The sequence below is a fragment of the Streptomyces sp. NPDC006602 genome, from assembly GCF_042870385.1.
Classification (GTDB): Bacteria; Actinomycetota; Actinomycetes; order Streptomycetales; family Streptomycetaceae; genus Streptomyces.
This window is the reverse complement of sequence record NZ_JBIAHG010000088.1, coordinates 1-5,124: the sequence shown is the minus strand read 5'-3', so window position 1 is coordinate 5,124 and position 5,124 is coordinate 1. Positions and strand designations below refer to the sequence as shown.

Annotated in this window: 6 protein-coding genes; 3 read left to right on the top strand and 3 right to left on the bottom strand. The window is 68.6% G+C overall.

Annotation, left to right across the window (positions count from 1 at the left end; all coding sequences use genetic code 11):
* The first annotated feature begins 59 nt into the window (after window positions 1–59).
* Entirely contained in the window at window positions 60–953 is an 894-nt protein-coding gene (locus tag ACFYO2_RS49450) for a hypothetical protein (protein WP_388364043.1), read from the top strand.
* 19 nt (window positions 954–972) lie between these two features.
* Entirely contained in the window at window positions 973–1,419 is a 447-nt protein-coding gene (locus tag ACFYO2_RS49445; protein ID WP_388364049.1) for a SpoIIE family protein phosphatase, read from the top strand.
* On the opposite strand, the gene ACFYO2_RS49440 is transcribed toward ACFYO2_RS49445, so the two are convergent.
* From ACFYO2_RS49440 to ACFYO2_RS49430, 3 genes are all read right to left on the bottom strand, one after another.
* Window positions 1,367–2,479, bottom strand: coding sequence for a catalase family protein (locus ACFYO2_RS49440; RefSeq protein ID WP_388364040.1), 1,113 nt, complete (start codon window positions 2,477–2,479; stop codon window positions 1,367–1,369). The genes ACFYO2_RS49445 and ACFYO2_RS49440 overlap by 53 nt on opposite strands.
* A 501-nt stretch (window positions 2,480–2,980) precedes the next feature.
* Window positions 2,981–3,757, bottom strand: coding sequence for a transposase (locus ACFYO2_RS49435; RefSeq protein ID WP_388364037.1), 777 nt, complete (start codon window positions 3,755–3,757; stop codon window positions 2,981–2,983).
* Window positions 3,758–3,852: 95 nt separating this feature from the next.
* Entirely contained in the window at window positions 3,853–4,494 is a 642-nt protein-coding gene (locus ACFYO2_RS49430) for an ISL3 family transposase (protein WP_388364046.1), read from the bottom strand.
* Window positions 4,495–4,862: 368 nt separating this feature from the next.
* Here ACFYO2_RS49430 and ACFYO2_RS49425 point away from each other — a divergent pair, with 368 nt between their 5' ends.
* Window positions 4,863–5,033, top strand: coding sequence for a Pycsar system effector family protein (locus tag ACFYO2_RS49425; protein WP_388364035.1), 171 nt, complete (start codon window positions 4,863–4,865; stop codon window positions 5,031–5,033).
* Window positions 5,034–5,124 lie beyond the last annotated feature (91 nt).

Sequence of the window (5,124 nt, the reverse complement as noted above, 5' to 3'; positions counted from 1 at the left end):
CCCAAGCGAACCCCGAACTCCTGACCGGCAGCGATGCCTCAACGTCACACCATCGAGCGATGACAAGACCGACGGAACGCCACATCCCGCACTCTCAGATCACCGTGGTCCTCGGCGTGGCCTGCCTGCCCCACATCACCATGCGTCTGTACTCCGCGCAGGACGTGCCGGCCGTGCGTCGCTCCATGTCGTGGGCTGTCCGCACAGTCACCACCTTCTGTCTGCTCGTGATCGTCATGGGTACGGGCGCCGCGGCGCTGGTGGGATCGCGGTACATCACCGCGGCCGACCCGCAGGGCAGGACGTCGGTGCTCATGCTGTCGCAGGTGCTCGGCGGGACCCCCGCCTCCGCGGGCACGACGATTCTCTTCTCGGCCATAGCGGGGATGGTGTTCATCACCCTGCTGTCCTCGGTCGCGGGAATGACCCTGGCCGCGGCCTCGTCGCTCGCCCACGACCTGTTCGCCCATGCGGCGCAGCGGGGGCAGGTGGAGCCGCGTACGGAGATGACGGTGGCGGCGTGGACGAGCGTGGCCGTGGGAACCGTGGCCATCGGGCTCTCCACCCTGGTCCAGGACTGGGACGTCGGCGTGCTGACCACTCTGGCAGTCTGCATCGGGGCATCCGCGGTGGCTCCCGCGCTGACCTACTCCCTGTTCTGGAGAGGATTCACGCGCAGCGGCCTGCTCGCCACCCTCTATGGCGGCGCTGCCTGCGCGCTGGTGCTGATGGTCTTTTCCAAGGCCGTCTCGGGCACGCCGTCCGCCGTCTTCCCGAACGCCGACTTCCACTGGTTCCCCATGCAGTCCACCGGACTGGTCTCCATCCCGTTCGGTTACCTGGCGGGTTGGCTGGGCAGCCGTCTGGACCACCGGCGCCGCGCCGCCGACAGCCGGGAGAGCCGGCAGCTGTACGAGGAGAGCGAGGCACGTCTGCTCGCCGCAGCCGAATGACCATGGTGGCGGGGGCGGACTGGACAGGCGGCCTCGGGGCCGCCGCCGCAGTCCGCCCAGGGGGCCAAGTCCCCCTCGGACAGGCCCCCTTGGCAACCGTCACCCGCCGCCGACCGTGCCGGGACCGGCCGACCGGGTGCGCCTGAACGACCTCCCCGCCGGACCACCGCTGGGCGTGGGCGTGCTGCCGTTCGAGACCGCCGGGCTCGAGCTGCACGAGGGCAGTCCGCTCGCCCTGTACAGCGACGGGTTGCCCCTGGCAGACCGCCGCGACATCGACCAGGGACTGACGCTGCTGCGGACCGTGCCGGCCGGTCCGGCCCGCTCGTTGAGAATCCGTTGCCGGGTCGCTCGTCGCGCGCGGCCGCAGTCCGAGTGCGGTCTGCGCAGGCGGCGGACGCGGCTGAGCCGGCTCAGCCGAGCAGGTGCGCGCTGCCGACCGGTTCGCGCCGCTGTTGCCCATTGATGCGGTGCCGTTCGATGGACGAACGCCGGTACACCTCCTGCCGCACCCGCTGGATCTCGCCGACAGGGTGGTGCTCCTCGCGTGAGCGCCACGGTGTGATCGAGGTGGCGTCGGCGGCCGCCACGTTGTCCTCCCCGCCGATGTCCTGGCGCGGGAGGTCCACACGGGCCACGGTCACCCAGGGGGACAGTTCCTCGGGCCACTTCACGGAGGTGTTGTCCACCGGCATGCGGGCCAGATCCGTGTTGAGCTGCACCTGGAGTTCGAAGGAGTGGTCCCGTTCCGCGGCCTCGGCAACGAGGGTGTGGCGGAACGCCTCGTTGTCCGCGCGCACGTCCACGATCTGGTGCGTGAGGGAGGCCAGGGACTCGGCCGCCGGCACGGTACGGATCTTGGCGATGTGGTCGCCGTACCGGAAGGCGCCCATGCTGTTGTAGGTGTACGACAGCAGGTTCCTGCGCGGGACGGTCGTGAACGACAGCATGGCGAGCAGTTCGTCCCACAACCAGATGTCGGGATCGGTGAGCGTGCCCCGGCGGGTCAGGAACTCAGCCATCCAGGTCTTGCGGCGGGCGGGGTTCACCAGGGCCTCGGGCAGCTCCGCGAACAGGTCCTCGATGACCATGTAGTCGTAGGCGGTGTTCGCGAAGAAGACCTCGTTGTTGATCAGGTTGAGGTCGAAGGTACCGCTGTCCGGTTCGTCGTCCAGCAGTGTGCGGCCGGGGACTCCGAACAGTTTGATGCCCATCCCGCACGCCGCGCCCAGCTGGTGGTCGGGGCGCTGGTGCCCCAGGCCGTTGGAGTAGCGGACGACGGCGTCGTACACGGTGGGCCGGGCGAAGATGCCCTGACCGTAGAAGCCCGGGTTGTCACCGATCGTGACGGTCGCCTTGAGGAGGCCGTAGGTCTTTCCGTGGGCAGTGCGGACGGCACCGCCCACGGCCTCGCGCTCGACCGAGGCGCGGGTGCGCTGCGCCACCTGTGCGACCACTGCATCCAACTCCTCCTGGTAGGTCGGACGTTCGGCGGGGCGGTAAGCCTCATAGCGGACGGGATCCATGGTGTTGCCTCCCTGTGCGGTGGTGTCGACCTCAGACGCTAGCCAGCAATTAAATTGTGCACAACTTAACTGGCTGTGGTGAATCACACGTAGGCGAGTGCAACCAGCGGTTTCCTGCTCAGCACGGAGTCGAGCTCACCCCGGCGCAACACCGGCGGCGAACGGGCGCCGCTCCACTTCGGCCTTTTCTCTGTCGGCGTGTAGACACGATCCGCTCTGAATGGAACGCTCACTACAGAGACGCGGACCTGTTCTGCCGCTCCGCCGGATCTTCTTCCGCTCGTCGGTCGGCGTCGCCGCTCCAGCGCAACCCCGCCCCGTTGTCGGCACGAGCCATGCACCCCCACCTGCGCAAAGTTCTCGCAGCAACCCATTGCTCGTACGCCCAGATTCCTCGCCGGGAGGAGTTGTCGTTGTCGAAGGGGCCGGTATCCCAGGTACCCATGCTGATCTCCTTGCGTATGGTCGCCCGGATCCTCGCATCAGGCACTGACAACACGACTACGGGGCGAGCAGGACCCGTTTGCGAAGAAGGTCGAAGCTTGCGCGGTCGAACATCTGGCGCTTGAGCATCTTGATCCGGTTGACGTGGCCTTCGACGACTCCGGAGTTCCAGGGCATGGTGAGGCCGGCGATGACGGCGTCGCGGTCTCGGTCGATGCCCGCAGCGAGGGTGTGGAGGCTGGGCAGGTCGTCCTGCCGGACCGCGTCGAGCCAGTCCGGAAGGCGTTCGCCCTGGCGCTCGGTGAGCATGGTCGCGAAGGACCGGACGTGGCGGGTCAGAGCGTCGATTTCGGGGCAGCGTGTGCGGACGGCCTTGAGCTGGAGCTGCTCGGACTCGGCGAGGGTGTCCGGGTGCCGGAGGATCCATCCGGCCACGGCGCGGGGCGAGGGCGGCCTGGCGGTCACCGGCCGTGGCGATGTGCGCTTGTCGTGCAGGTAGGCGCGGACGCGCTGGTAGCTGCCCTTGTAGCCGAGCGGCACGATCTCTTCCCAGAGCTTCCAGGCGTTGGTGCAGCCCTCGTTCCAGCGGTCGTCCAGGTACGACTTGTAGTCGTCGAGGACGGAGGGCCGGTTCTGCCATTGGCCGGTGAACAGCTCCTCCGGCGTCGCGACTTCGGCGAACTGCTTGACGGTCCGCCAGGTCATCCCGAGCTGTCGCTGGATCGAGCGTTGGCTGTGCCCTGCCTTCAGCAGGGCGTGCACGGCAGCGTGCCGGGACCGGGTTCGGTCGGCGAACCGGTGTCCGCGTGGCCATGGCGAAGTGGACGGGTCCACGGCCGGAACCGTCGCAGGCTGGGGCTCAGATGCCGCGGGTGTCAGAACGTGCAGGCAGCGACGATGCTGGGCAACACTCCGCTCGGCGGCCTCGCTCAGGTTGTGCCAGAGATGCCACCTGTCCGCGACTGGAACGCCTGCGGCGCTCCGGCGGCGGCGCCCTCGGCGAAGAACGGTGCTCGGTCCCGGCAGACCACCTCGACGCCTGGCCGCTGGGCGAGCCAGGCCGCCAGACTGGATGCCTCCCGGTCCGGGAGGAGATCAATTGGACGGCGGGTTTCGACGTCCACCAGGACAGTGCCGTAGTGGCGGCCCTTGCGGGTTGCGTACTCGTCGACGCCGACCACCCGCGGCGCCGGCACTTCCGGCTCGGGAAGCGCGTTGACCAGGCGCAAGACCGTGCTCCGGCTCACGGACACGCCGAGGACGGCGGCCAGCCGGGCGCCGGCCCGGCCGGCCAGGGCGAGACCGAGTGCGGCCAGGGTCGAGCGCAGTCGTTCCGTGCGCTCACCGTATCTGCGGGTCAGGCCGGATATCTGCTCCACGAAGGTCCGGCGCGGGCACATGGTGTTCCGGCACCGGAACCGCCGGACGCGAAGTTGCAGCACAACCCTTCGCCCGGCGCTCGGCACGTCGGCGGGAAAACGCAGGTAGGAACTATGAACGTGGGTCGACCAGGCCCCACACTCCGGGCAGGCACCGCCAGCCGTGGTGCACTGCACATCAACACGCACCATCGCGATGTTCACGTCCACCGACAGCACCGCGACGTTCGCGACGTACGTCTGCGAACGATCGGCAGCTGTGAGGAGTGCTTCGACGGCACCCCGGCGGACCCGAACAGCTACATCGCTCCCCCGGCCACACACCAACTGGCCGCCTGGCCCGACAAGCAACCGAAGGAGCCGTCACCCATGGCCCTCACCTTGTTCTCCCGCACCCGGCCCGCATCCGTCGAACCGCCGGCCCCCGCACCCGAGCGCCCCGCCGAAGCCAGCATCGCCGACACGGACAAGAACCTGGACAACGCCTGCGCCACGGTGGCCAGCGAGATTAGTGGAGTACGTGCGGCAAGGCGTCGTTACTGCTCGCCTTCAACGGCGCTGTGCTCGCCGGACTGGCGTCCGTCGCCGACAAGGAACTTCCGCCCGCGACCAAGGTCTTCGGCGCTGCGGCCGTCCTCGCCCTGGGCGCCGCCGCCGTACTCCTTGTCCTGGTCGTCCGGCCCAACCTGAGCGGCGCCGACAAGTCGTCCTTCCCTTACTGGGCACAGTGAACCGCCCCGGGTTCGGTAGAGATCTCAGATTGTGGTTGTGACCTGGGGTTTCGTGGATTGCATGTAGTGGTTGGTCTCGTATTCGACGGGC

Excerpts from the sequence above, each read along its gene's own strand:
- ACFYO2_RS49450 (WP_388364043.1), top strand. The coding sequence starts at position 60 with ATGACAAGACCGACGGAACGCCACATCCCGCACTCTCAGATCACCGTG.
- ACFYO2_RS49440 (WP_388364040.1), bottom strand. The coding sequence starts at position 2,479 with ATGGATCCCGTCCGCTATGAGGCTTACCGCCCCGCCGAACGTCCGACC.
- ACFYO2_RS49430 (WP_388364046.1), bottom strand. The coding sequence starts at position 4,494 with ATGGTGCGTGTTGATGTGCAGTGCACCACGGCTGGCGGTGCCTGCCCG.